We start from the raw sequence: 1,085 nt of genomic DNA, 5'->3' as shown, positions 1-1,085 counted from the left end.
AAAAGAAAACACCCATTGAGGTATGGTCTGGTACACCTACAGATTATTCACAGTTGAAAGTTTTTGGCTGCACTGCTTATGCTCATGTTGACAATGGTAAATTAGAGCCTAGAGCTATTAAATGTCTGTTTCTTGGTTATGGTTCGGGAGTTAAAGGCTACAAATTGTGGAATCCCGAAACAGGAAAGACTTTCATGAGCAGGACAGTTGTTTCAATGAATCTGTGATGTTTACTGATAAATTGTCCTCAGATCATGTTCCAGAAAATTCAGCAAGAGAATTGCAGCATGTCAGTGTGCAGGTGGAGCATGTTATTGATGAGGAACCAGTGCAGGTGGAGACCGTGAGTGATGTTGTTGATGATGAAGCTCATAGTGATGATGTTCTGCAATCACCTCCTGTTTTGCAGCTAGAGGAGGATGTCCCTATTGCTCATCGCAGGCAAAAGAGGGGTTGTGGACCTAAACCCCGTCTTATTGAAGAATGTAATATGACTTATTATGCTTTGAGTTGTGCTGAATAGGTTGATAGCACTTATGAGCCAGCAACATATCGAGAAGCTATTGATTGTGGTAATCGTGAGAAGTGGATTTCAGCTATGCAGGAGGAGATGCAATCTCTCGAGAAGAATTGTACTTGGGAGATTGATCCATTGCCAAAGGGGAAGAAGATTGTCTGTTGCAAATTGCTTTACAAGAGGAAGGAGGGTTTGTCTCCTAGTGAGCCTCCTAGATTCAAGTCAAGGTTAGTAGCAAAAGGGTACAGTCAAATTCCTGGTATTGATTATAATGAGGTATTCTCTCCCGTTGTGAAGCATAGCTCTATTTGCACTTTCCTCAGTATTGTTGCATCACATGATCTTGAGCTTGAGCAGTTAGATGTAAAGACTGCATTTTTGCACGGTGAGCTTGAGGAGGAGATATACATGGACCAACCTGAGGGGTTCATAGTACCAGGCAAGGAGAATTATGTGTGCAAGTTGAAAAGGTCCTTGTATGGTTTGAAGCAATCTCCCCGTCAGTGGTATAAAAGGTTTGATTCATTTATGTTGTCACGTGGCTTTAAAAGGTCTCAATATGATAGCT

At 41.7% G+C, this 1,085-nt stretch carries 3 protein-coding genes; all 3 read left to right on the top strand.

The window, feature by feature from the left end; all coding sequences use genetic code 11:
* Positions 1 to 227 (top strand): hypothetical protein (locus tag FA727_RS25730; protein WP_206663871.1); only part of this gene is annotated, 227 nt, incomplete at its 5' end.
* A gap of 14 nt (positions 228 to 241) precedes the next feature.
* Positions 242 to 523, top strand: a complete 282-nt coding sequence (locus FA727_RS25725) for a hypothetical protein (protein WP_136833929.1) — start codon at positions 242 to 244, stop codon at positions 521 to 523.
* A gap of 75 nt (positions 524 to 598) precedes the next feature.
* On the top strand, positions 599 to 1,085 hold a 487-nt coding region (locus FA727_RS25720), incomplete at its 3' end, for a reverse transcriptase domain-containing protein (RefSeq protein ID WP_206663870.1).

The organism is Robertmurraya kyonggiensis (assembly GCF_005116465.1).
In the GTDB taxonomy this organism is placed as follows: Bacteria; Bacillota; Bacilli; order Bacillales; family Cytobacillaceae; genus Robertmurraya; species Robertmurraya kyonggiensis.
Note: the sequence above shows the minus strand (reverse complement) of the source record. Positions and strands in the feature narration are given on the sequence as shown.